The 20,790-nt window shown below is 69.7% G+C and carries 20 protein-coding genes and 1 pseudogene; 14 read left to right on the top strand and 7 right to left on the bottom strand.

Annotated features, from left to right (window positions below; genetic code table 11):
* Nucleotides 1-17: 17 nt before the first annotated feature.
* The 5 genes from DX03_RS20325 to DX03_RS00820 form a co-directional block, all read right to left on the bottom strand.
* The gene (locus DX03_RS20325) at nucleotides 18-509 is read right to left on the bottom strand and encodes a SecDF P1 head subdomain-containing protein (RefSeq protein WP_185753422.1); all 492 of its coding nucleotides are present in this window, start codon (nucleotides 507-509) and stop codon (nucleotides 18-20) included.
* Between the two features lie 45 nt (nucleotides 510-554).
* The gene (locus DX03_RS00835) at nucleotides 555-1,106 is read right to left on the bottom strand and encodes an HdeD family acid-resistance protein (RefSeq protein ID WP_038685691.1); all 552 of its coding nucleotides are present in this window, start codon (nucleotides 1,104-1,106) and stop codon (nucleotides 555-557) included.
* Nucleotides 1,107-1,169: 63 nt separating this feature from the next.
* On the bottom strand, nucleotides 1,170-2,198 hold the full coding sequence (locus tag DX03_RS00830; RefSeq protein ID WP_038685688.1) for an SMI1/KNR4 family protein: 1,029 nt from the start codon (nucleotides 2,196-2,198) through the stop codon (nucleotides 1,170-1,172).
* 47 nt (nucleotides 2,199-2,245) lie between these two features.
* Nucleotides 2,246-2,944 carry a ComFC family protein gene (locus DX03_RS00825; RefSeq protein ID WP_051598690.1) on the bottom strand — a complete coding sequence of 233 codons (699 nt, stop codon included), beginning with the start codon at nucleotides 2,942-2,944 and terminating at the stop codon, nucleotides 2,246-2,248.
* A gap of 109 nt (nucleotides 2,945-3,053) precedes the next feature.
* Entirely contained in the window at nucleotides 3,054-3,599 is a 546-nt protein-coding gene (locus DX03_RS00820; RefSeq protein WP_038685685.1) for a CbrC family protein, read from the bottom strand.
* A gap of 196 nt (nucleotides 3,600-3,795) precedes the next feature.
* Between DX03_RS00820 and bioB the strand changes: the two genes are divergently transcribed.
* The 5 genes from bioB to bioC all read left to right on the top strand — a co-directional run bounded on the left by bioB (nucleotide 3,796) and on the right by bioC (nucleotide 8,668).
* Nucleotides 3,796-4,845, top strand: a complete 1,050-nt coding sequence (bioB, locus tag DX03_RS00815; protein ID WP_038685683.1) for a biotin synthase BioB — start codon at nucleotides 3,796-3,798, stop codon at nucleotides 4,843-4,845.
* Between the two features lie 73 nt (nucleotides 4,846-4,918).
* Nucleotides 4,919-6,130, top strand: a complete 1,212-nt coding sequence (gene bioF, locus DX03_RS00810; protein WP_038685682.1) for an 8-amino-7-oxononanoate synthase — start codon at nucleotides 4,919-4,921, stop codon at nucleotides 6,128-6,130.
* A 16-nt stretch (nucleotides 6,131-6,146) separates the two neighbouring features.
* Nucleotides 6,147-6,908, top strand: coding sequence for a pimeloyl-ACP methyl ester esterase BioH (gene bioH / locus DX03_RS00805; RefSeq protein ID WP_038691675.1), 762 nt, complete (start codon nucleotides 6,147-6,149; stop codon nucleotides 6,906-6,908).
* 59 nt (nucleotides 6,909-6,967) lie between these two features.
* The gene (locus tag DX03_RS00800; RefSeq protein ID WP_038685680.1) at nucleotides 6,968-7,750 is read left to right on the top strand and encodes an SDR family oxidoreductase; all 783 of its coding nucleotides are present in this window, start codon (nucleotides 6,968-6,970) and stop codon (nucleotides 7,748-7,750) included.
* Between the two features lie 33 nt (nucleotides 7,751-7,783).
* Nucleotides 7,784-8,668 carry a malonyl-ACP O-methyltransferase BioC gene (gene bioC / locus DX03_RS00795; RefSeq protein ID WP_038685678.1) on the top strand — a complete coding sequence of 295 codons (885 nt, stop codon included), beginning with the start codon at nucleotides 7,784-7,786 and terminating at the stop codon, nucleotides 8,666-8,668.
* 121 nt (nucleotides 8,669-8,789) lie between these two features.
* Here bioC and DX03_RS00790 read toward each other — a convergent pair whose 3' ends face one another.
* Both DX03_RS00790 and DX03_RS00785 read right to left on the bottom strand, forming a co-directional pair.
* On the bottom strand, nucleotides 8,790-9,389 hold the full coding sequence (locus tag DX03_RS00790) for a YdcF family protein (protein WP_425598286.1): 600 nt from the start codon (nucleotides 9,387-9,389) through the stop codon (nucleotides 8,790-8,792).
* Nucleotides 9,386-10,345, bottom strand: a complete 960-nt coding sequence (locus DX03_RS00785) for a pyridoxal-phosphate dependent enzyme (RefSeq protein WP_038685674.1) — start codon at nucleotides 10,343-10,345, stop codon at nucleotides 9,386-9,388. Before DX03_RS00785 ends, DX03_RS00790 begins: the two co-directional genes overlap by 4 nt.
* 146 nt (nucleotides 10,346-10,491) lie before the next feature.
* On the opposite strand from DX03_RS00785, the gene DX03_RS00780 reads away from it, so the two are divergent.
* From DX03_RS00780 to DX03_RS00740, 9 genes and pseudogenes are all read left to right on the top strand, one after another.
* Nucleotides 10,492-11,010 (top strand): hypothetical protein, encoded by a 519-nt coding sequence (locus DX03_RS00780; RefSeq protein WP_038685672.1) that lies wholly within the window; start codon nucleotides 10,492-10,494, stop codon nucleotides 11,008-11,010.
* A gap of 480 nt (nucleotides 11,011-11,490) precedes the next feature.
* A complete protein-coding gene (gene mnmG, locus DX03_RS00775; RefSeq protein ID WP_038685670.1) occupies nucleotides 11,491-13,380 on the top strand; it encodes a tRNA uridine-5-carboxymethylaminomethyl(34) synthesis enzyme MnmG in 1,890 nt (629 codons plus the stop codon).
* 164 nt (nucleotides 13,381-13,544) lie between these two features.
* A pseudogene (locus DX03_RS21525) lies at nucleotides 13,545-14,358 on the top strand (nucleotidyltransferase domain-containing protein).
* Between the two features lie 188 nt (nucleotides 14,359-14,546).
* Nucleotides 14,547-15,077 (top strand): gamma carbonic anhydrase family protein, encoded by a 531-nt coding sequence (locus DX03_RS00765; protein ID WP_038685668.1) that lies wholly within the window; start codon nucleotides 14,547-14,549, stop codon nucleotides 15,075-15,077.
* 169 nt (nucleotides 15,078-15,246) lie between these two features.
* Nucleotides 15,247-15,936 (top strand): RDD family protein, encoded by a 690-nt coding sequence (locus DX03_RS00760; protein ID WP_038685667.1) that lies wholly within the window; start codon nucleotides 15,247-15,249, stop codon nucleotides 15,934-15,936.
* A complete protein-coding gene (locus DX03_RS00755; protein ID WP_038685665.1) occupies nucleotides 15,933-16,925 on the top strand; it encodes a stage II sporulation protein M in 993 nt (330 codons plus the stop codon). The genes DX03_RS00760 and DX03_RS00755 overlap by 4 nt, the downstream gene beginning before the upstream one ends.
* Nucleotides 16,915-18,546: a DUF4129 domain-containing protein gene (locus tag DX03_RS00750; protein WP_038685662.1), complete on the top strand. Its 1,632-nt coding sequence runs from the start codon at nucleotides 16,915-16,917 to the stop codon at nucleotides 18,544-18,546. Before DX03_RS00755 ends, DX03_RS00750 begins: the two co-directional genes overlap by 11 nt.
* Nucleotides 18,543-19,748, top strand: a complete 1,206-nt coding sequence (locus DX03_RS00745; RefSeq protein WP_038685660.1) for a DUF4350 domain-containing protein — start codon at nucleotides 18,543-18,545, stop codon at nucleotides 19,746-19,748. The genes DX03_RS00750 and DX03_RS00745 overlap by 4 nt, the downstream gene beginning before the upstream one ends.
* Nucleotides 19,745-20,767 carry an AAA family ATPase gene (locus DX03_RS00740; protein WP_051598689.1) on the top strand — a complete coding sequence of 341 codons (1,023 nt, stop codon included), beginning with the start codon at nucleotides 19,745-19,747 and terminating at the stop codon, nucleotides 20,765-20,767. The genes DX03_RS00745 and DX03_RS00740 overlap by 4 nt, the downstream gene beginning before the upstream one ends.
* Nucleotides 20,768-20,790 lie beyond the last annotated feature (23 nt).

Genomic DNA, 20,790 nt, shown 5'->3' with positions numbered 1-20,790 from the left:
GCGGCAGTGCTCTCCGCTCAGGGCGTTTTCCCGGTGATTTCGGTGTACATGCGCTGTGCCTGGGTGGCATCGCCCAGGCCGGACACCTGCATGCCCTTGCCGAATGGTCCCTGGATGGTGGCCACCGACAGCACCTTCTCGCCAACGCTGAAGGCCACCCGGCGGCCAATGCGGGCCTCGGTGGCAGCCTGGATGCGCGGCGCGGCGGCGTCGGTCATGGTCAGACTCAGCAGCGGCTCGCCGCCCTGCGTGTTGCGGTCCAGCGCGACCGATGCGATATCGGCGGTGGTGATGAACGCCGGTTCCAGCACGGCCAGCGGGCGTCCATTCTCGTCTTTCAACAGGGTGGCAGCGGCACTGCCGTGCTCGTCCACTTCGCGCATCTGGATGCGGGCCTGCGGCAACGGTGCCGCCGAGGAGGGGGGATCGAACACCTGGTGGATCTTCTGGCAACCGGCCAGGCCCACCGTGCCGGCCAGCAACATCACGGCAAGAAACATCCTGCGCATACGCCCTCCTCCTTGTTGGGGGGTGCGGGCCTGGCCCGGCACCGGTCAGCGCAGGCGGCGAAGGCGGAACGCCACCACCACCTGCAGTACGCCATAGATGAGGCTGCCGATTCCGATCCACAAGGTGGTGACGGCGACACCGGCCAGCGGGTTGGCCACCAGCAATGCGCCCAGCACGATCGCCAGCACGCCGCTGAGAATCAGCAGCCATTCGCCCTGGATGTGGCGGCGCACACGCACCGCGAACACGATGCGGTGGATGCCGGCCACGATCAGCCACACCGCCAGCAGCAACACCAGCACGCTGGCCGTGGCCAACGGATTGATCACCGCCAGCACGCCGAACACCAGCGATGCCAGCGCGTACACCGCCAGCCAACCGCGCGATACCCCGCTGTTGCCGCCGAACAGTGCAACCAGACTGATCACGCCCTCCACCACGGCCATCACGCCGATCGCCCATGCCAGCGCGGTGGCGGCCGCGAGCGGCTGCAGGATGGCCACCGCGCCAAACACCAGCGCGACCAGGCCGTACAGCAGCAGCACCCACCAGCTACGGGCAACCAGCGACACCACAGGCGATACCGGAATGTTCATGGGCAGCTCTCCATGCAGGGAGGGGGACCGGCCCATGCTAGCGCCCGCGCATGAAAGCCGCAGTCACACCGCAGCGCCGCCGGGTATTGCCTTCAGTTCGTCCAGCAGCGCCTGTTCGGCCGCCGCGCTGAAGCGCCAGCCTCCGCCCACCGGCACGATCGCCCCCTCGGCCACCCGCGTATCCCACCACTCTTCGACGAAGCCGGGCGCGAACCCACCGGTCTTGAAGCCGAAGGGCGCCACGACCAGGTCGAACGGCACCATGAGTTCGTAGCACGGCGTTGCGTAGTCGTCCTGCTCGGCGGGGAGCTTGAGGAAATGCGTGAACGAGGTGGCCGTGGTCAGCTGCGAGTACAACCAGAACATCAGGTCGTACATCCGGTGCGAGTCGGGATCGGCATGCAGCGCGAAGAAGCCCTTTTCTTCGGTGATCCAGCGCGCCAGCGCACGCAGCGCGCGCTCACCGTCGGGCAGCACACCGGCCGATGCCTCCAGCGCACGCTGCACGATCGGCGACAGCGTGCCGCGGTCCACCGTGACCAGATCGATCTCCAGGGTTTCGGCTGCATCGTCGAACGCATCTTCATCCACCAGTCCGTGGATGAACGTGGCGAAGTCCGGTGCGACCACCGTGATCGCGTAGTCCGCCTCCTGGTCCACGTGCACCACCTGGGGTTCGCCCTGCGGGCCGCACTGGCGGTAGTCGAGCATCACCAGGTCGTGCCCGGCGCTGGGGCAGTCGGCGATGACGATACCGATATCCGGGTAGCCCCACTCCTCCTGCATGAAGCGCGAACCGAATTCGCCGCCCAGCGCGTAGGGCTTCTGTCGCCCAAGCGCGTACAGGCCGCAGACCTGCACGTGATCCTCGGCCCAGCTGGTGGCCTCGTCCATCGGGTGGCAACTGCGCTGCAGCAGGCCGCCGTTGTGGCGGCGGGCCAGTGCGATGTACGCATCGGGGATGCGATAGCCCAGCTCGGCCTGCAGCTCGGCAATGAGCGCGTCGCTGGGCGGCGGTTCCTGGTAGTTCTGCTGCGAGTACTCGCAGTCGTCCCAGAAATCGGCGAAGTCGAACGTGGCGAACGGATCCATCGGCGGCGGTCTTTCCCTATGACAGCCCCCGAGTATAGAGCGGCCACTCACGGCACCCGTGCGCAGACCCACACGGCGGGATCGGGCAGGCCGACGCGCTGCAGGGCGTGCACGGCCGCGTCGAGCGTGGCGCCGGTGGTCATCACGTCATCCACCACGGTCAGCCGCGCCGGCGGTGGGGTGGTGATCGCAAAGGCGTCGTGCAGGTTGCGCCGCCGCGCATCGGCATCCAGCGCCGACTGTGCGGCCGTCAACCGATCCCGCTGCAGCCCGCACCACAACGGCTGCCGCAGCGCGCGCGCCAACGGCCGGGTGAGTTCCAACGCCTGGTCGTAGCCGCGCGTGCGCAACCGTTGGCGGTGCAGCGGCACCGGGGCCAGCGGGCCGATGACGAACGCGGGCACCCGCTGCAGCATCAACTGCGACAGCAGACGCCCGGCGGCCAGGTCGTGGTGGAACTTGAAGCGACGCAGCAGCTGGTCCACCGGTGCGGCGTACAGGAACGCCGCGGCAGCGGCAGCCTGCCGGGGCGGGTCATGCAGGCAGGCACCACAGCACCGTGCAGGCGTGCCCTCCGGCAGCGGCAGCGCGCACAGCGGGCAGGCGTGGTCGTTCCAGGGCAGGGCGGCATGGCAGGCCACGCACAGGTCCAGCCCGGCGCTGCCGGGTTCTTCGCAGACCAGGCAGCGCAGGGGCAGGGCCTGCCGGTCCAGCCAGGTCAGCGCAGCAGACAACCGGGCAAGCACGCAATCACCGTTTGAAGAGGCCGGCCCCCAGCGTGGCGGCCCGCCCCAGGCGTGTCTGTCGGTGCTTGCCGGTGCGTGCGGTCAGCCGTCTACCGGACGCACCCGCCGATCAATCGCAGTCCTGGTAGCCACCCAGTTCGCCACAGTGCGTGCAGCGGAACATATACGCGGTGGGCGAGCCGTCCTTGCGCAGCGCACCGAAGAAATGGTCCCACTGCGGGCCATCATCCAGCCCGGTGCTGTCCTGGATCGCCGCGATCGCGCCCGCACCCAATGCCTGCAGTTCCGCCTGCCCGGCACGGCCAATGAACTGGCCCGCGTCCCCGCAATGGGTCCACCACTTTTCCTGCTGCCAGGCGCTGAAGCCAGGGGTGCGCCGCGCGACTTCCTCGACCACCGCCTCCGGCACTTCGTCCCATTCACCGCCGCCGCCAATGCCTTCGTCATCGGTGAAGCTGGCATCAAGCCGCGCGCTGGCCGACCCGTCGGCAATGCACCACGGGCAGATCTCCGCGTCGTACTCCTCTTCGGCATACACCGGGCCGGTGTAGACGTAGCCGCGCGCCTGATGGCAGCTGACGCAGACCGTGGGGGAGGCGATGACGCTGCCGGTGGCGATCGGGTCGGGGTGGTAGGTGAAACGGGGCAGGGTCATGCGGTCTCCTTCTGGTGCTTGGGTGGAGACTGTAGTGGCTTTGGGTTGGGGGGTTGCAGGGCATCGGGTTGGCTGGGTTGCCGGCCGGCGGCCGGCACTACCGGGCTGTAAACCTTAATCATAGGCTGTTGGTTGACAGAGGGTTGGATCGGCGACCACACTTCCGCCCCCGTTCCTGCACGCCGAGGGCTGCTCCATGCCAAGCGACATCCGCCACGACTGGCGCAGCGAGGAGCTGCTGGCCCTGTTCGCGCTGCCGTTGCCTGCACTGCTGCACCGCGCCGCCAGCGTGCATCGTGAGCAGTTCGACCCGGCCGAGGTGCAGGTGTCCACGCTGCTGTCGGTCAAGACCGGCGGCTGCCCCGAAGACTGCGCGTATTGCCCGCAGGCCCAGCGCTACAGCACCGGGGTGGATGCGCAGAAGCTGATGGCCACCGAGGACGTGGTGGCCAAGGCGCGGCAGGCCAAGGCGGCCGGCGCGTCGCGGTTCTGCATGGGCGCGGCCTGGCGTTCGCCCAAGGAACGCGACATCCCCAAGGTGGCGGCGATGATCCGCGAGGTGAAGGCGCTGGGCCTGGAAACCTGCGCCACGCTGGGCATGCTCAGCGGCGACCAGGCCGTGGCCCTGCGCGAGGCCGGGTTGGACTACTACAACCACAACCTGGACACCGCGCCGGACTATTACGACTCGATCATCCACACCCGCCAGTACCAGGACCGCCTGGACACCCTGGGCCACGTGCGCGACGCCGGGTTGAAGACCTGCTGCGGCGGCATCGTGGGCATGGGCGAGACCCGCGAGCACCGCGCCGGGCTGCTGCTGGCGCTGGCCAACCTGCCGGCCCACCCCGATTCGGTGCCGATCAACCGGCTGGTGCAGGTGGCCGGCACGCCCCTGCACGGCACCGCCGAACTGGACCCGTTCGAGTTCGTGCGGATGATCGCGGTGGCCCGCATCGCCATGCCCCGCGCGATGGTGCGGCTGTCGGCCGGGCGCGAGGCGATGAGCGACGAGCTGCAGGCCCTGTGCTTCCTGGCCGGGGCCAACTCGATCTTCTACGGGGAAAAGCTGCTGACCACCGGCAACCCGGACACCGAACGCGACCTGGCCCTGTTCGCGCGGTTGGGCCTGCGCCCGATGCCGGTCCAGGTGGATGCGGCCGACCACGACCATCCCGGCACGGTCCATGCCGACATCACCCAGGACACAGGGCGGTGCGGTGGCGGCTGCGAGCAGGCCGCCTGAGGCCCGCCCCCCGGGGCAGCGCCGCGCCCGCCAACCGGGTACGCTAACCGCCCATCCATGCCAGCCGACGACCATGGCCCGCCCCGACCTGCACGACCGCATCCAGGCCCAGCGCAAGCTCCGCGACGCGCAGGGCCGCATCCGCGTGCGCCGCACGGTGACCCGTCGCGACGGCGTGCGGCTGGAGATCGACGGCCAATGGCTCACCGGCTTCTGCAGCAATGACTACCTGGGGCTGTCACAGCAGTTCGGGGTGGTCAGCGCGCTGCAGGACGCCGCCGCGCGCGAGGGCGCCGGTGCCACCGCTTCGCACCTGATCTGCGGCCACCATGCGCTGCATGAGGCGCTGGAGCGGGAAATGGCCGAGTGGCTTGGCTACCCGCGCGCGCTGCTGTTCGGCAGCGGCTTTGCCGCCAACCTGGCGGTGCAGCAGGCGTTGCTCAGCGAAGAAGACGATGTGTGCGTGCAGGACCGGCTCAACCACGCCAGCCTGCTCGACGCCACGCGCCTGGCCGGTTGCCGGCTGCGCCGTTACCCGCACCTGGACACCGAAGGCGCGCTGCGCCAGTTGAAGCACGCACCCGACGGCGCGGCGATGCTGGTCACCGATGGCGTGTTCAGCATGGACGGCGACATCGCCCCGCTGCGCTCGCTGTCGCTGGTGGCGCGCATGCAGGAAGCGCTGTTGTACGTGGACGACGCGCATGGCATCGGCGTGGTGGGCGAACATGGCCGCGGCTGCGTGGCCGATGCCGGGCTGGGCGTGGCCGACGTGCCGCTGCAGCTGGCCACCCTGGGCAAGGCGCTGGGTGGCAGTGGCGCGGTGGTGCTGGGCGATGACGCCCTGATCCAGCACCTGGCCGAAACCGCCCGCCCGTACATCTACACCACGGCGGTGTCGCCGGCACAAGCGGCCGCCTCGCTGGCCGCGGTGAAACTGGCCCGGCGTGACGACTGGCGACGCGAAAAACTCGGCGAGCTGATTGCCGTGTTCCGCGCCGGTGCGCGCCAGCACGGGTTGGAACTGATGCCGTCCGATACGCCGATCCAGCCGTTGCTGTGCGGCGCCGAGTCCACCGTGATGGCCTTGTCGGCCGCGCTGGAAGCGTCCGGGTTCCTGGTCAGCGCGATCCGTCCCCCTACCGTGCCGGAAGGAAAAGCGCGCCTGCGCGTGACCTTGTCGGCACTGCACACCCCGGCGCAGGTGCGCGCGCTCACCGACGCGATCGGGCACGCGCGCGATACCGTCCTGCGCCAGCAGTCGCTGGATGCACTGAGCGCGTGAGCCCGGTGCTGTGAGCCTGCATATCGAGGTGGTCGGCAACGGGCCGGCAGTGGTGCTCATCCATGGCTGGGCACTGCATGGCGGCGTGTTCGCGCCGCTGGTGGACCGCCTGGCCGCGCACTACCAGCTGCATCTGGTGGACCTGCCCGGTCATGGGTTCAGCCACGACGATGCCACGCCGCTGCGGCTGCCCCATGTGGTCAACGCCATCGCTGCCGCCACGCCACCGGCGGTGTGGTGCGGCTGGTCGCTGGGCGGGCTGTTCGCCCTGCATGCCGCCGCCACGCTGCCGCAGGTGCGCGCGCTGGTGATGATCGCCGCCACCCCGCGTTTCGTGCGCGGCGACGACTGGCCACACGCAGTGGAACCGGCGGTGTTTGAACAGTTCGGGCAGGATCTGGCGCAGGACTACCGCGGCACCCTGGAGCGTTTTCTGGCACTGGATGCGATGGGGTCCGAACACGCCCGGCAGGAACTGCGCACCCTGCGCGAGATGCTCATCGCGCGCGGTGAGCCGGCCGCGCGTGCGCTGCAGGAAGGGCTGCGCCTGCTGGAGACCACCGACCTGCGCGGCGCGCTGGCCGGGTTGGGCAAGCCCAGCCTGTGGCTGGCCGGCGCGCGCGACCGGCTGGTGTCCGCGCGCGCCATGCAGGCGGCCGCCGCGCTGTCGCCCGGCGCGCAGGCGCATGCGATCGCCCAGGGCGGCCATGCGCCGTTCCTGGGCCACACCGACGAGGTGGCCACGCAGCTGCAACACTTCGTTGCCGGCCTTCCCTGACCCATCCACCGCGCGCATCGCCGATCATGTACGCCCGTCTTTCACTGCAGGAGTGACCCATGGATCTTGGAATCGCCGGTCGCTGGGCGCTGGTCTGCGCGGCCAGCAAAGGCCTGGGCCTGGGCTGCGCCCGTGCGCTGGTGCGCGAGGGCGTGAACGTGGTGGTGGCTGCACGCGGTGAAGACGCGCTCGACCGCGCGGTGCTGGAACTGCAGGCGCTGCCCGGCGCGCGTAAGGTGGTCGGCGTGGTCGCCGACATCACCACCGAGGCTGGCCGCGACGCGGCCCTGGCCGCCTGCCCGCAGGTCGACATCCTGGTCAACAACGCCGGCGGCCCGCCCGCCGGGGATTTCCGTCAGTTCACCCGCGACGACTGGATCGCCGCGCTGGATGCCAACATGCTGGCCCCGATCGCGCTGATCCGCGCCACCGTGGACGGCATGATCGAACGCGGCTTCGGCCGCGTGGTGAACATCACCTCCTCGTCGGTGAAGGCGCCCATCGACATCCTGGGGTTGTCCAACGGCGCGCGCTCGGGCCTCACCGGCTTCGTCGCCGGCCTGGCCCGCAAGACCGTGGCGCACAACGTCACCCTCAACAACCTGCTGCCCGGTCAGTTCGACACCGACCGCCTGCGCGGCAACTTCGCCTACCTGGCCCAGCAGCAGGGCATCGACGCCGGCCAGATCGCCGAGCGCAAACGCACCCACATTCCGGCCGGCCGCTTCGGCACCGCCGATGAGTTCGGCGCCGCCTGCGCCTTCCTGTGCAGCGCGCACGCCGGCTACATCACCGGGCAGAACCTGCTGATCGACGGCGGCGCCTACCCGGGCACGTTCTGACCTTCGCACCCTTGTTTTCGCAGTGAGCCTTCCATGACGTCCAGCTTCGATCCCCGCCACGTCCGCCGCGCGTTCTCGCGTGCCGCCGCCAGCTACGACGCCGCCGCCGCGCTGCAGCGCGAGGTGGAAAAACGCCTGCTGGAATCGCTGGACTACCTGGAAGACCGCCAGCCGCAGGTCGTGCTGGACGTGGGCAGCGGCACCGGCCATGCTAGTGCCGCGATGAAGAAGCGCTGGCCCAAGGCGCAGGTGATCGCGCTGGACCTGGCCGAACCGATGCTGCGCGAGGCGAAGAAGCAGGCCGGCTGGTGGAGGCCGTTCACCCGCGTGTGCGCCGATGCGCAGGCCCTGCCCTTGCTGGACCAGAGCGTGGATGTGATCTACAGCAACCTGTGCCTGCAGTGGGTGGAAGACCTGCCGGCGGTGTTCGCCGGGTTCCGCCGCGTGCTCAAGCCGGGCGGGCTGCTGCTGTGCTCCACCTTCGGCCCGGAAACGCTGATCGAACTGCGCGACGCCTTCACCCAGGCCGACGCGGTGCCGCACGTGAGCCGCTTTGCGCCGATCGCGCAGTTCGGCGACGCGCTGATGATGGCCGGCTTCCGCGACCCGGTGCTGGACCGCGACCTGTTCACCCTCACCTACGACGACATGACCGCGCTGATGCGCGAGCTGCAGGCCATCGGCGCCACCAACGCGCGCCATGACCGCCGCCACACGCTCACCGGCCGCGGCCGCTTCGCCGCCGCCCGCGCCGCCTACGAACCGTTGCGCCGCGAAGACGGCAAGCTGCCCAGCAGCTGGGAAGTCATCTACGCCCACGCCTGGGCCCCCGAAGCCGGCGCCCCCATCCGCGAACAGGGCCACGACGTGGCCAGCGTGCCGGTATCGGCCATCCCGATCCGCCGCCGCACCCCCTGAAACCTGCCGGGGGTAGAGCCGACCGTTGGTCGGCTGCACGTCTACCGGCCCAGCGGTAGAGCCGACCGTTGGTCGGCTGCCCTTACGGCGGCCAGGCAATCCAGCCGACCAACGGTCGGCTCTACGCCGGAAACAGATCCCGGTGGAAGAAGTAAATCTCCTGCACCAGGAATTTCCAGCTGGTGTGGAAGCTGCGGAAGCGCGTGCTCGGCGTGGACGATGCCAGCGCATCGATGCCCAGCTCACGCGCCAGCCGCAGCGCGCGCGCCATGTGCAGCGGGTCGCTGACGATGATCACCCGGTGCAGCTTGCGCTGCTGCATCAGCCGCCGCGCCTCGATCAGGTTCTGGCGGGTGGTACGCGAGGCGGTCTCGATCAGGATCGCCTCGTCCGGAATGCCCTGCTTGAGCGCATAGCGGCGCGCCACCTGCGATTCGGAGAAGCGCGCGCCGGTACCGCCGTAGCCACCGGTGAAGATCAGCAGCGGCGCATAGCCGGCCTCATAAAGATCCAGGCCGTGCCGGATGCGTTCTTCAAACACCGGTGACGGCTTGGCGTCATACGCGGCCGCACCCAGCACGATGATCGCGTCGGCCTTGGCCGCCTGGTCGCGCTCGCCTACCCATACGATCCACGCGGTGACGCCCAGCAGCCAGGCCACCAGCAGAATGCACAGCCGCCACACCCAGCCCAGCAGCCCTACCCCGGCACGGCCGCTCATGCGCGCGCCCAGGGCAAGGCATCCAGGTCGACATTGCCGCCCGACAGCACCACGCCCACCCGCTGCCCGGCAAACCGCTGCGGCGTGGCGAGGATGGCGGCCAGGGCGATCGCCGACGACGGCTCCACCACCTGCTTGAGCACCTGCCAGAGCAGGCGCATGGCCGCCACGGTGGCGCTATCGGCCACGGTGATGACCTCGGCCGCGCCGTGCAGCAGCGCGAAGTTCGGGGCGCCCAGGGTGGTGCGCAGGCCATCGCACAGCGTGTCGGGGGTGAAATCGATGCGGCGTTCGCCAGCGGCCAGCGAGCGCGCGGTGTCGGCCGCGCCCTCCGGCTCGGCCAGCACCAGCCGGGTCTGCGGTGCCAGCGCCTGCAGCGCCAGCCGCGTGCCCGACGCCAGCCCACCGCCGCCCACCGGCACCACCAGCACGTCGAACGGGCCGTGGCTGCGCAGCAGCTCCAGCGCCGCCGTGCCCTGCCCGGCGATCACCCGCGGGTCGGCATAGGGGTGCACCAGGCTGGCGCCGGTCTGGGCCTGCACCTGCGCGCACATGGCTTCACGCGCGGCGATGCTGGCCTCGCAGCGCCACACCGTGGCGCCGTGACGGGCGATGTTGGCCAGCTTGGCGCCCACCGCGCCCTGGGGCACCACCACGTTGCAGGCGATGCCGCGGGTACGCGCGGCCAGCGCCAGCGCGGCACCGTGGTTGCCCGAGGAATGGGTGACCACCCCGCGCGCGGCCTGGTCCGGGTCCAGCGACCACACCGCGTTGCAGGCCCCCCGGAACTTGAAGGCCCCGCCACGCTGCAGGTGCTCGCCCTTGAACAGCAGCGACGCCCCCGCCAACCCGTCCAGCGCGCGCGAGTGCAGCACCGGGGTCACGCTGGCATGCGGGGCAATGCGTGCGGCGGCCGCCAGCAGGTCGTCGACACAGGGCAAGGGTGAATCGCTCATGACGCAAGATTAACGTATGGCCCCGGTTCGCACCGCCCCGTCTGAACGTGACACGATGGCAATCATTCAGCGGATCGGGCCGGAGTTAAGGGCCGATTCAATGCGCCGGGCCGAAGCTGGCCGCATACCCTCGGGGGGAACCCACCATGAAAATGCGCCTGATCTTTGCCGGTGGCCTGTTGTTGGCCCTGTCCGGCTGCGCCACCTACGACTACGTTGGCGGTGGTGCTGGCAGCGGCTACTACCACGGCGCGCCGTCGGTGGAGTACCGCTATCCCTATGGGTACCCGTCCGGTTACGGCCCGGGCTACTACGGTGGCGGGTACTACGGCGGTGGCTATGGCTACGGCAACCCGTATTACCGCCCGTATCCGAACTATCGCCCGCCGCACAACCACCGCCCGCCGCCGCGTCCGGGCAACGGCGGCAATCCGCCGGTCCGGCCCGATCGCCCGGATCGACCGCGTCCGTCGTACAACGGCGGCTCGCCGTGGCGGAACATGGATTCGCTGGGGGGCCGGCAGCAACAGCAGCGTCCGCAGCAGCAGCGCCCGTCGGCGCCGCCACAGGCACGTCCGGCGCAGGCACCGCGCCCGGCACAGCGGATGAACGGTTCCCCGTGGCGGAACATGAACAATTTGAACCAGCGCACAGTTGAGCCCTGATCCATCTTGATTTTCACCACCCACCCGGTTCAATCTAGGCGGGTGGTGACAGCTTCGGTCGCAAAGTGACAAAAGCGACACAGCACGTCACATCCAGCTCTATGTCGATATCCGCCGGGATTCTCTGGATCCCCCCTGTTCCGGCCCTGTCGGATGTCGGCACCTACAACGCAGAAGGCCCCGCCATGGCGGGGCCTTCTGTTTTTGGATCGTGGCATGGGCTGAAAAAAACAGGGCCGGCAGTCCCCCGACTGCCGGCCCTTCTGCTTCCCCTGGTTGCGCATGGACCGGCCCCTGTTCCAATTCCGGTCCGTAGCGCCAAACGACGCCTGCCAGCCTGGGTGCTATTGGGTTATCTGCAGAAAACGTGCCAACTTGAGGGTTGATTTCAGCGACAGGCCCGATTGGCGCTAAAATCACCACCCCACGCCCTGCGTCCAGGGCCGTTCCGGGCCCCCCGCGCCCCCGAGCCCCATCGAAATGACCGACTCCTTCTACCGTTACGACGTCATCGTCATCGGCGGCGGCCACGCCGGCACCGAAGCTGCGCTGGCGGCTGCGCGCAGCGGTGCACGCACCCTGCTGCTGACCCACAACGTGGAAACCATCGGCGCGATGAGCTGCAACCCGGCCATCGGCGGGATCGGCAAGGGCCACCTGGTGAAGGAGATCGACGCCCTGGGCGGGGCCATGGCGCATGCCGCCGACCGCGCCGGCATCCAGTGGCGCACCCTCAATGCCTCCAAGGGCCCGGCCGTGCGCGCCACCCGCTGCCAGGCCGACCGCAACCTGTACCGCATGGCGATCCGCCAGATCGTGGAAGCCCAGCCGAACCTGACCGTGTTCCAGGCAGCGGTGGACGACCTGGTGATCAACGGCGACACCGTGCGCGGCGCGATCACCCAGACCGGGCTGACCTTCCACGCCGCCGCCGTGGTGCTCACCGCCGGCACCTTCCTGGCCGGAAAGATCCACGTGGGCCAGACCCAGTACGCCGCCGGCCGCATGGGCGACCCGCCGGCCACCACGCTGGCCGCCCGCCTGCGCGAGCGCCCGTTCGTGATCGACCGCCTGAAGACCGGCACGCCGCCGCGCATCGACGGCCGTTCGCTGGACTACAGGGTGATGGACGAGCAGCCCGGCGACGACCCGCGCCCGGTGATGTCCTTCCTGGGCCACCAGGCCGAACACCCGGCCCAGGTGAGCTGCTGGATCACCCACACCAGCGAGCGCACGCACGACATCATCCGCAGTGCCCTGCACCGCTCGCCGCTGTACAGCGGGCAGATCGAAGGCATCGGCCCGCGTTACTGCCCGTCGATCGAAGACAAGGTGGTGCGCTTCGCCGAGAAGGCCAGCCACCAGATCTTCGTCGAGCCCGAAGGGCTGGACGTGGTGGAGATCTACCCCAACGGCATTTCCACCTCGCTGCCGTTCGACGTGCAGCTGGCGCTGGTGCGCAGCATCGGCGGCTTCGAGAACGCGCACATCACCCGCCCCGGTTACGCGATCGAGTACGACTTCTTCGACCCGCGCGGGCTGGACAACACCCTGCAGACCAAGAGCGTGTCCGGGTTGTTCTTCGCCGGCCAGATCAACGGCACCACCGGCTATGAAGAAGCCGCCGCACAGGGCCTGCTGGCCGGCATCAACGCCGCCCGCCACGTGCGCGAACAGGCCGGCTGGTGCCCGCGCCGCGACGAGGCCTACCTGGGCGTGCTGGTCGACGACCTGATCACCCACGGCACCACCGAGCCGTACCGCATGTTCACCAGCCGCGCCGAGTACCGCCTGCAGCTGCGCGAGGACAACGCCGACGTGCGCCTGACCGGCACCGGCCGCGAGCTGGGCCTGGTGGATGACCACCGCTGGGCCGCGTTCCAGACCAAACAGGCGGCCGTGGCCACCGAATCGGCGCGCCTGCGCGCGCTCTGGGCTACGCCCGGCAACGCACTGGGCCGCGAAGTGGAAGCCACCCTGGGCGTGGCGGTCAGCCGCGAAACCAACGTGCTGGACCTGATCAAGCGCCCCGAACTGGACTACGCCCAGCTCATGCAGGTGCCGTCGCTGGGCCCGGCGGTGGCCGACCCAAAGGTCGCCGAGCAGGTGGAGATCGGCGTGAAGTACGCCGGCTACCTGGACCGCCAGCGCGACGAGATCGCGCGCCAGCAGCGCCACGAGAACACCGCCATCGCCAGCGACTTCGACTATGCCGGCGTGCGCGGCTTGTCGGCCGAAGTGCAGCAGAAGCTCGAGCGCGTGCGCCCGCAGACCATTGGCCAGGCCCAGCGCATCCCCGGCATGACCCCGGCGGCGATCTCGCTGCTGCTGGTGCACCTGGAACGCGCGCGCCGCATCCGCGCCGCATGACACGCCACCCCACCGGGTAACGCGGCCCCCACCAGGTAGAGCCGACCGTTGGTCGGCTGCACAGCAACCGTTGCCCGGCTGCCCCAGGTCCCGCGCAGCCGACCAACGGTCGGCTCTACCGGGTCCACGCCCAACCCACCGCTGCAGGACGCAGGAGAACAGACATGGATATCCATCCAATCGCGCCGGACAAGCGCGCCGCCGTCATCGTCGAATTGGAGCGCATCGAACGCGAACACGACGTGCGCGTGCTGATGGCCTGCGAATCGGGCAGTCGCGGCTGGGGCTTCTCCTCGCCCGACAGCGATTACGACGCGCGCTTCATCTACGTGCACCGCCAACCGTGGTACGTCAGCGTCAACGAGGCCACCGGCCCCGGCCAAGCACAGCGGGATGTCATCGAGCTGCCGATCGACGACGAACTGGATGTGAGCGGCTGGGACCTGCGCAAGGCACTGCGGCTGGTGTCCAAATCCAACCCGACCCTGTCCGAATGGCTGCGCTCGCCGATCGTGTATCGGCAGGACGATGCCGCGGTGGCCACGCTGCTGGATGGGTAGAGCCGACCGTTGGTCGGCTGCACACCAATCGCCGCTGGGGTTCCGTGCAGCCGACCAACGGTCGGCTCTACCCCGGGTTGGGGTGCGCACCAAGAAGTACCTGTATGTGCTGCGCCCGCTACTGGCCTGCCGCTGGATCGAGTGCGAGGCCGAGCCGCCGCCGATGGCCTTCGAGCTGCTACTGGATCGCCTGCTGCCCCACGGCCCGGTGCGCGCGGCAATCGACCAGCTGCTGGTGGTCAAGCGTGCCAGCGCCGAGGTTGCCGATGGCCCACGGGTGGGGGTGATCAGCGCGTACATCGAGGCCGAACTGGCGGCAATGGGCCATGCAGCCCCGCCACTGGCATCGGGCAATGGCGACAGCGAGGCATTGGACACGCTGTTCCGCCAGATGCTGGCCACCCACGCCCCCCGGTAGAGCCGACCGTTGGTCGGCTGCACAGCACGCGTCGCCGGGTTCCTGGCAGCCGACCAACGGTCGGCTCTACCCCCCGGGTGGGTGCGTGCCGTTGCGCATGGCGGGCGTCGGGCGCCCCCGCGTTATCATCGGGGGCCGGGACAACGCTGCAGGCGGCGTCCCTGTCCCTGCGTTGCCGGAGTTTGCACATGTCCCCGATCCGCCCCTTCCTCGACACGCTTCCCGTCCTTGGCCAGCGCTGCTACATCGACCCGGCCTGCACCATCATCGGTGACGTGGTCCTGGGCGATGACGTATCGGTCTGGCCGGGCACGGTGATCCGCGGCGACGTCAACCATGTCCGGATCGGCGCGCGCAGCAACATCCAGGACGGCACCATCATCCATGTCAGCCACCATAGCCCGTACAACATGGAAGGCTTCCCGACCCTGATCGGCGAAGGGGTGACCGTGGGCCATGGCACCATCATCCATGCCTGCACCATCGGCGATTACAGCCTGATCGGCATGGGCGCGTGCATCCTCGACGGGGCACGGGTGGAGCAGCACGGCTTCGTCGGCGCCGGTGCCGTGGTGGGCCCGGGCAAGGTGGTGGGCGAAGGCGAACTGTGGGTGGGCAACCCGGCGCGCCTGGTGCGCACGCTGACCAGCAAGCAGATCGAATCGCTGCACTACTCGGCCGACCACTACGTCCGGCTCAAGGACAAGTACCTGGGCTGATCCCGGTCGCGGCGGTCGCAACCGCCACCACCCCGCCCCCGGTGCTGGGCATCGGCCCGGCCGCACGGTAAAGTCCACAGCCGACCAGGAAGCAGTCGAGAACCCGCATGCCCCCGCTGGCAGCAGACCGGAGAGGATTCCGGCACATCTTTTCCGGCCCCGTGCGCGCATGAGCGCGACGATGCTGGACACCTACCGTGAAGTGATCACGCCCGAAGGCGTGCCGCTGCACCTGCCGGCCGCCGGTCCGGTGCCGCGTGCGCTGGCGTGGGCGATCGACTTCATGCTCCGCGTCGGCGCGTTGATGATGCTGAGCATTCCGCTGGCCTTCCTCGGCGAGTTCGGCCAAGGCCTCTACCTGGCGCTGATGTTCCTGCTGATGTGGGCGTACACCATCGTGCAGGAAGCGCTGTGGGGCCGCACCGTGGGCAAGCGCGTGCTGGGTCTGCGCGTGGTCGCGCGCGACGGCGCACCCATCGGCTGGATGGCCGCCATCACCCGCAACCTGCTGCGCACCGTGGACATGCTGCCGTTCGGCTACGCGCTGGGCCTGCTGTCGAGCCTGTTCGATGCGCACGGGCGCCGCCTGGGCGACCTGGTCGCCGGCACCGTGGTGATCCACGACAGCGCGCGCCCGGCGCTGGGCAGCGTGCCGATCGACACCGTACTGGCGCCACCGCAACCGTTGCAGCCGGCCGAACAGGCCGCCGTGGTCGCCTTTGCCGAACGTGCCGCGCGGCTGTCGGCCCCGCGCCAGCAGGAACTGGCCGGTATTGTCGCCCCGCTCAGCGGCGGCGGTGGCCAGGTGGGCGTGTTGCGCCTGTATGCGATGGCCAACTGGCTGCTGGGGCGCCGATGAGGCAGGAACAATTCGTCGCCCGCTACCAGCACGAATGGCAGGCGCTGGAGCACTGGCTGGCCACGCGCGGCGACAACCCGCGCAGTGGGCGCGGGCAACCGGCAGCCGACGGGCTCAATGATGAGGACATTCCGCAGCACTACCGGCGCCTGTGCCAGCAGCTCGCGCTGGCCCGCAAGCGCGGCTACAGCCCGCAGCTGGTGGCACGCCTGCAGCTGCTGATGCAGCAGGGCCACCGCCTGCTCTACCGCACCCCACCGCCCCGCTGGCGGCGTGCGCTGGAATTCCTGTTCGCGGATTTTCCGCAGTTGGTGCGCAGCCAGGCGCGCAGCATGTGGGTGGCCACCGCGTTGTTCGTGGTGCCGTTGGTCGGCACCTTCGCGCTGGTGCAGTGGTACCCGCAGTTCATCCACCTGCTGATGGACAACGCGCAGATCGCCGCGATGGAACGCATGTACGATCCGGCCGCACCGCACCTGGGGCGCGACAGCGGCACCGACTGGATGATGTTCGGCTACTACATCATGAACAACATCAGCATCGGCCTGCGCACCTTCGCCAGTGGCCTGCTGGCCGGCGTGGGCACGGTGCTGATCCTGCTGTTCAACGGGCTCACCATCGGCGCGGTGGCCGGCCATCTGCAGCACGTGGGCCATGGCGAACCGTTCTGGCGCTTCGTGGTCGGGCACGGTGCGTTCGAGCTGACCGCGATCGTGATCGCCGGTGGCGCGGGCCTGCAGCTGGGCATGAAACTGCTGGCACCGGGGCGCAGGCGCCGCATCGATGCCTTGATCGAAGGCGGCGTGATCGGCGCGCGCTTGTGCCTGGGCGTGGCGGCGATGCTGCTGGTGGCCGCGTTCATCGAAGCCTTCTGGTCCTCGATCGCCGAGATCCCCGCGTGGGGCAAGTTCGCCGTGGCCTCCGTGCTGTGGAGCGCGGTGTTTGCCTGGCTGTGGCGTGGTGGGCGTGGGAGCGGGCATGCGCATTGACCAGCTCGACGTAGTGCTGCGCGCACGCAGTGGCTGGGAAGCAGTGGAACTGGGCACGGCGCTGGTGCGCCGGCACGCACGCGCGATCTGGGCGCCGATCCTGCTGCTGGGCCTGCCGGTGTTCGCACTGGTCAACGCACTGGCGTGGTGGGCCGATGCATTCGGCTGGGCGTGGCTGCTGATGTGGTGGCTCAAGCCGGTGATCGACCGGCTGGCCCTGTACGTCATGTCGCGCAGCATCTTCGGCGAAGCGCCCGGTGCCCTGCAGACCCTGCGCGCACAGCGCCAGTGGGGCTGGACCGGGTTCTGGGGCTACCTGGGCTGGCGCCGTTTCAGCCCGCTGCGCGCGCTGTTGCTGCCGGTGAACCTGCTGGAAGGCAACCCGCCCGAACACCGCGGCGCGCGCCGCCGCGCGATTGCCGGCGGTGCGTTCGGGCACGCGGTGCTGCTGGCTGCCACCTGCATGGCCTTCGAGCTGGTGCTGGTGGCAGGCTGCATCGCCGCGGTCTTCCTGTTCGTGCCGTTCGAGCTGCTGTCCGACTCGTGGCGCGCCGCGTGGGCCATGGTGCGCGACGACACCCCGGCGTGGGCCCTGCTCGGGCTCAATCTGGTGTGCTGGCTGTCGGCGACGTTGATCGGGCCGTTCTACACCGGCGCCGGCTTCGGGCTGTACTTGAACCGGCGCACCGAGATGGAAGCGTGGGACGTGGAGATCGCCTTCCGGCGCCTGCGCGACCGCCTGCAGCAGGCCGCACCGCTGCTCGTGCTTGCGCTGGTGCTGGCATGGCCCGGCACCGCCGTGCATGCCCAGTCGGCCGATGCGGATGCCCCCTCGCTGGAGCAGCTGCTGGACGATGCGCAAGCCGAGGCCGAGGCAGAGACGGACACGGACGCCGCCGAGCGGCCCACCGCCACCTACGCCAACGACCCGACCAATACCGCCGACGGCATCTTCGGCACCGACCCGGTGGACACCGCCGGCTTCCGCCAGGCGGTGCAGCGCGCCTATGAGGATCCGTTGCAAAGCCCCACCCGCCAGGTCAGCCGCTGGGAACGCATCGACCACGATGCCGCCAAGAAAGAAGAGAAAAAACCGGACCCCAAGGACGCCGACACGGCGCGCAAGCGCAAGGGCCCGCTGCTGCCGGCGCAGATCGCCGAATGGATGCTGTGGGGGCTGGTTGGCATCCTGCTGGTGATCCTGATGGTCACCGCACCGCGCTGGCTGCGCTGGTTGCGTGGCGATGGCGCGCGGCGCCGCAGCACGGTGTCGGCCGTGGTCGAAGATGACATCACCGTGCCGCAGGAGGTCCCACCGGACGCGGCGGCGCGTGCACGCGCCCTGTGGCACCAGGGGCGGCCACGCCAGGCGTTGGCGCTGCTGTACCGCGCCAGTGTGGAATCGATGAGCGAACGGGCGCAGATGGCGCTGCCGCCGGGTGCCACCGAGGCGCAGTGCCTGCGCGTATCGCGGCGCATGCCCGACGCGGACGACCGCAGCCTGTTCGCGCGTGTCGTGCGCGTGTGGCAGTACGCCGCCTATGCCGGACGACTGCCCGACGATGACGCCTTCGAGAGCCTGGCCAGCACCCTGCAGCAGCAGTTCCGGTGGCGCGGATGAGCGTCCGTCTGCGCTGGCTGTTGGTGGTGGTGGGGCTGCTCGCGATCGGCGTGCCGCTGACGATCCTGTTCCTGCGCTCGCATGAGCGCATCACCGAAACCCAGCACCTGCCCCCGCAGGGCGAAGCCAGCTACAACCCGTTGTACGTGCTGGGGCAGGCCTTGCGTGCCGATGGCATCGAGGTGCATTCGCAGCCGCGCGTGGACCTGACCACGATGGCGCTGCAGCCGCACGACACCCTGGTGCTGCTGCAGGACAGCGCGCTGCTGCCCGCCCCCACCGCCAAGGCACTGCTGGACTGGGTGGCACGCGGCGGCCACCTGCTGGTGCGCACCCCGCCGATCACCGGCGACGACTCACTCGAGCGCAATGGGCCGTTGCTGGACGCGCTGGGCGTGGACAGCATCGATGGGGAGGCCGGCTGCCAGCCCTTCCACGTGCGCGATGACCCGCAGCACGTGGAATTCTGTGGCGGCCGCCGCTTCAGCGTGGCACCACCACCGGGCGTCACGCTTGCGCGCAGCTGGGGCGAGCACGACGAAGACAACGAGGCCTATGGGCTGGTGTTCGCCCGCCTGCAGCACGGCCAGGGCAGTGTGGATGTGCTGGCCGACATGGAATTCATGAAAGGGCTGGGCCACCCGGCGCCGTCGGACACGCCCAGCGCCAAACAGGGCGACTTCATCGACGGGCTGCACGACAAGGCGCACCGCGACCTCACCCGCTACCTGCTGGCCCCGCGTTATGGCCAGGGCACGATGTGGCTGGTGTACGGATCGCGCCCGCCCTCGCTGTGGCACCGGATCTTCTACCAGGGCTGGCCGGTCTGGGTGCCGCTGCTGCTGGCCCTGCTGGCCTGGCTGTGGCAGCGCGCGCAGCGCATGGGGAGCCTGTTGCCGTCACCGGCGATCGAGCGCCGCTCGCTGCTGGAACACGTGCGCGCCAGTGGCGAGCACCTGCTGCGGTACGGCAAGGCCCCACTGTTGTACGACGCGGTACGCCGTGCGTTCCTGGCACGGCTGCGGCGGCGGGCACCAACGGCCGCCGCGCTCACCGGCGAGGCGCAGGTACAGGCCATCGCCACGTTGCTGCAGTGGCCCCACGGCCGCGTGCAGACCGCCCTGCACGCCCCCGCTTCGCAAGACCTCACCGCGCTGCGCGAGCGCATCCGCCTGCTGATCCAGATGAGAAACCTGCTATGACCGAGTCCATCCAGCCGCCGCCGCTGTCCCCGCCCGACCCCAGCCCGGCCCCGGCCGCGCTGTCCGGCCCCAGCCTGGTTGAACGCGTCGATGCCGTGCGCGACGCGGTCGGCCGCGCGTTCATCGGCCAACCGGAGGTCCTCGACCAGATCCTGATCGCGCTGCTGGCCGGTGGCCACGTGCTGATCGAAGGCGTGCCCGGGCTGGGGAAGACCCTGCTGGTACGGGCACTGGCCCAGGCGCTGGAGTTGGACTACGGACGCGTGCAATTCACCCCCGACCTGATGCCCAGCGACGTCAGCGGGCACGCGGTGTACGACCCCAAGTCGGAGAGCTTCAAGATCCGCCGCGGCCCGGTGTTCACCAACCTGCTGCTGGCCGATGAAATCAACCGTGCCCCGGCCAAGACCCAGTCGGCGCTGCTGGAAGTGATGCAGGAAGGCCAGGTCACCATCGAAGGCAAGGCGTTCGCGCTGACCCCGCCGTTCCTGGCACTGGCCACGCAGAACCCGGTGGAACAGGAAGGCACCTACCCGCTGCCCGAAGCGCAGCTGGACCGGTTCCTGCTCAAGGTGCTGATCGACTACCCGCAGCTGGAAGACGAGAAGCGCATGGTGGATGCGATCACCACCGGGCGCAGCGCGGCCGACTTCGACCTGTCGCAGGTGCCGCGCGTGCTCACCGCCGCCGAGGTGGTGGCCCTGCAGCAGGCCACCGCCGCGATCACCGTGGATCCGGAAGTGATCGACTACGCGGTGCGGATCGTGGCCGCCACGCGCCAGTGGCCGGGCATCGCGCTGGGCGCCGGTCCGCGCGGCAGCATCGCGCTGGTCCGTGCGGCGCGCGCGCAGGCGGTGCTGGCCGGTCGCGATTTCGTCACCCCCGATGACGTGCGCGACATCGCCAAGCCGGCGCTGCGCCACCGCATTGCGCTGGCCCCGGAACTGCAGATCGAAGGGCAAAGTGCCGACGATGCGCTTGAAGCGTTGCTGGCCAAGGTGGAAGCACCGCGCAAATGAGGTCCTGCCGCGCCATTGACGCC

Origin of the sequence: Stenotrophomonas rhizophila (genome assembly GCF_000661955.1) — a bacterium.
Lineage (GTDB): Bacteria > Pseudomonadota > Gammaproteobacteria > Xanthomonadales > Xanthomonadaceae > Stenotrophomonas > Stenotrophomonas rhizophila.
This window is presented reverse-complemented; position numbering and strand designations above follow the sequence as displayed.